Consider the following 3,202-nt stretch of genomic DNA (forward strand, 5'->3'; position numbering starts at 1 on the left):
CACCAACGGCCTCCAATGTCACCATGTGCAAAGTTGAGTCTTGAAATTCATAGTGGATGGAGTGATTTAAATAAGACAATTTTATCCATTCACGGAAAGTCCCCAGAAATTTAGAAGTTCCTTTCTCAAAACTCAAAGCTTGCTCGTGGCAATAGGACTCGACTTCCTTGATACTACTAAAACTATTAACTTTTTCGAAAGAACTTTTACTAGTTATGAAAATTGTTTGTAGAACTTGTTCGGAATTAAACGAGAATTCTAAGCCAAGTTCGTCAATCGAAGCTGAGTAGTGATCAGCTTCGTTTTCACCTCGTCGTTCGTATTGGTATGACACATCAACATCATACATTTCAAAGAGGTCATTAATAAGACTTGATTTAAGCTTTCTGCCTAAAAGGCTAATGATGTCCATTTGGTGCCTAACGCCCAACTTTGGGGCACAAATACATGGGCTATAATAACGAGCAAAGCGAAGGGAGCCCATGTGTTTGTGTCCCAGCGAACGCAGTGAGTGCCAACAGTTGTTTGTTAGCTGCACCTGTGTCTAGAGGCTGGGTTCCCAAATACCTTCAATGTATGTTGCCTCTTCTTCTCCTGGCCAAGCTGGTATTGTTATACAAACAAATTTAAGGTCGCTATTAGAAACATTACGATATTGAAATTTAGTGCTTTTGCGCAGCTCAATCGATACACCTGGAGTAAGCGTAGTAATACTGCTTTCATTCCCATTTTTTCGCCATATTTCACCATGTCCTTCTAAAACATACCAAAGTTCATCTACAGTTGAATGGACTACGGCTCTATTTGTTTGAAATGGAGGGACGGTGCTGTGAATCATTCCTCCTGTTTCATTGCCGGCTAAAAGACGCACGTTTGCACCTGCTGGCGATGTTGTATCGAATTCTTTTGGTAGTTTTATACTATTCAAGTTTCTTTTCCTGTCGTCCATGTAGATAAATTGAAGTGACCTAAGTGCAGCTAACTTTAAGCTAAGGGGCGCAGATACGTGGGGCATAATGGCGCAGCCGCCCCGCGTATTGGCGTCCCAGCGACCGAAGGGAGTGGCTTGAGCGTTTTGTTAGCTGCCCAACTGCGTAATATGCAACAGCTCACCTGCTGGTCCCCATAAATAAAACACTTTACCCCAAGACTCTTGTTGTATTGGCGTGATCTTGGATTTACATTCCGAATTAGAACATATCTCATGCGCATCGTAGATGTCTGAAACGCATATTTGCAACATAAAGTTTTTGGCAAGTTCTTCATTGTAGAAGCGCTGTAAAAAGAAAAGGCAATCTCCGTTTTCAAAAAGCGTGAGGTCATCGGTTACGTATTCTGATTTGAATCCAATTTCCGAGTAGAAAGATTTCGAAACCTCGTAATCCTTACTCGGAACAAATGTTTTTATATCTATTACATCCATGAATATTTCCAAAGGCAGCTAACGCCCCAATAAGGGGCAGTTGCTTGCCCGCGAAAATAGCGGCAGCGCGGGCGAGTAACTGTCCCAGCAACCGCAGGGAGCGAGCTTAATTGGTTTGTTATACATCGCTTTTAGCTTTACGTGATTCATACATAACTATAAGTAGGCTAGTAATAATAGATAAAGGAATTGTTATAGCCATTGCGTATAAAAAATTACCCAGAGAAATGTTGCCTAACCCGCCATCTCCCCACGCTTTTATTAATCCAATAAACAAAATTGCGAACTGAATGAATACAGTGTTACGAATAACGGCGTCCCAAAAAGGAGATTTAACGAACATTTTCAACGTTTCCCACGAGATGTATAACGCCTCGTTAAGAGGCAATAAATAGTTGGTTAAAATAAGCGACGAAGGAGCAAAAACCAACTGTTTTTGTCCTTTTGAGCGCCTTGTTATGTTGCTGAACCCTCAATACATGACGGAGTTGGAAAACCATATGTAGTAGTAACATTATGCTTTATTTTGATTTCCACTTCTTTTTCTTTTATCGAGAGTATTTCTATCTTTCTACTTTTTAATAAATCAATCAACTCTAGACAAGTTTTGTATTCTGATTTGCTCGGTAAGTTGTACTCTTTGTCTCTTTTCTCAATGGCTTTAAGAAGTCTCGACTGTTGCACTGAAGATAACTTTTGATGGTATTTCCCTTCCGAGTCTACGTATGTGTTACCGCTTACGTGTTTCATCTTACTAAATTTACTTTCCTCGTTATCAGTACTTGAGCAACCACCTAACATAAATAAAATAACGACAAATATAATTCTCAATCTGAGCCTCCTTGCAACATAACGCCCGCAATAAGCGGTCAGATAAACGTTGGTTATAATTGTTGTGAGGAACGAACAGCAACCAACGTTTAGCTGTCCGACTTAATTGCCTTGTTAGATTTCTGTGCCGATGGGCTTAATTAAGTCGACTCTTGAATCTGGAGGACATTCTATTGTTACTGTTTCAGAGTGAGAATTAATTGAACCCCACTCGCGAGTTATTTTCCAGTTAGGTAATTCATCGTTTTCCTCGTCAGAAGGACTAATTGCAAAAGACCATTGGCCACTGTAAAAAGCATGGATAAATATTCCATCATCAGAATTAGGTGTTTTGATTTCCAAGGTACCTATATACCCAATTTCATTTAGATTTTCTTCAGATGTATTGTTGAATTCATTTGTATCGCAATCGATTCCTTTGCAACAAATCATTCTATCACTTGCGCCCCAGAATACAGCTTTAATTGTATTTGTGTTTTCTGGTTCTGAATTGTTTTTATTTTTTTTGAAAAACATTTGAATTATCCTAAAGAAATCTAACTTTAAGCTTTGGGGCGCAGGCACGGGGCTATAATCGCGAAGCGGCCCCGTGTTTGCGTCCCAGCGACCGAAGGGAGTGCCAACAGCGTTTTGTTAGGCGTACAACTGAAAGTACGCAGCTTTGCTGCCACCACTAGCCGATTAGACCGCGTATTTAAATTATTGAAATTAAGATAAAACAACCCTGTGCGAAAAGCTAGATGTTAACGGTATTGCTGGATAAAAGAGCGAGTTTAGAAAACTGGTGATGTTGAGTGTTGGCGTTGCGGTGTTTAAGAAAAGCGCGTTGCTAAAGCTACTGAAACTACCGAAAAAGCAAGCCGTAAAGACAACCTAGCGAAACAACCTATATGCCGGAATGTCACGACTGAACCCACATTTTAATGCTGTAAGTAAATGACGCCTAAC

The 3,202-nt window shown here is 40.2% G+C and carries 6 protein-coding genes; all 6 read right to left on the bottom strand.

The features are described from left to right. Positions 1–412, bottom strand: a 412-nt coding sequence (locus AC27EZ_RS18000) for a hypothetical protein (protein WP_487136646.1), incomplete at its 3' end; no start/stop codon positions are given. A gap of 132 nt (positions 413–544) precedes the next feature. Then, positions 545–928, bottom strand: coding sequence for a cupin domain-containing protein (locus AC27EZ_RS18005; protein ID WP_487136647.1), 384 nt, complete (start codon positions 926–928; stop codon positions 545–547). 150 nt (positions 929–1,078) lie between these two features. After that, positions 1,079–1,423 (bottom strand): VOC family protein, encoded by a 345-nt coding sequence (locus AC27EZ_RS18010; RefSeq protein ID WP_487136648.1) that lies wholly within the window; start codon positions 1,421–1,423, stop codon positions 1,079–1,081. Between the two features lie 118 nt (positions 1,424–1,541). After that, on the bottom strand, positions 1,542–1,766 hold the full coding sequence (locus tag AC27EZ_RS18015) for a hypothetical protein (protein WP_487136649.1): 225 nt from the start codon (positions 1,764–1,766) through the stop codon (positions 1,542–1,544). A gap of 113 nt (positions 1,767–1,879) precedes the next feature. Beyond that, a complete protein-coding gene (locus tag AC27EZ_RS18020; RefSeq protein WP_487136650.1) occupies positions 1,880–2,254 on the bottom strand; it encodes a hypothetical protein in 375 nt (124 codons plus the stop codon). Positions 2,255–2,368: 114 nt separating this feature from the next. Next, positions 2,369–2,770 carry a hypothetical protein gene (locus AC27EZ_RS18025; RefSeq protein ID WP_487136651.1) on the bottom strand — a complete coding sequence of 134 codons (402 nt, stop codon included), beginning with the start codon at positions 2,768–2,770 and terminating at the stop codon, positions 2,369–2,371. Positions 2,771–3,202 lie beyond the last annotated feature (432 nt).

This window comes from Alteromonas sp. 4NH20-0056, assembly GCF_057539655.1.

Excerpts from the sequence above, each read along its gene's own strand:
- AC27EZ_RS18015 (WP_487136649.1), bottom strand. The coding sequence starts at position 1,766 with ATGTTCGTTAAATCTCCTTTTTGGGACGCCGTTATTCGTAACACTGTA.
- AC27EZ_RS18010 (WP_487136648.1), bottom strand. The coding sequence starts at position 1,423 with ATGGATGTAATAGATATAAAAACATTTGTTCCGAGTAAGGATTACGAG.
- AC27EZ_RS18025 (WP_487136651.1), bottom strand. The coding sequence starts at position 2,770 with ATGTTTTTCAAAAAAAATAAAAACAATTCAGAACCAGAAAACACAAAT.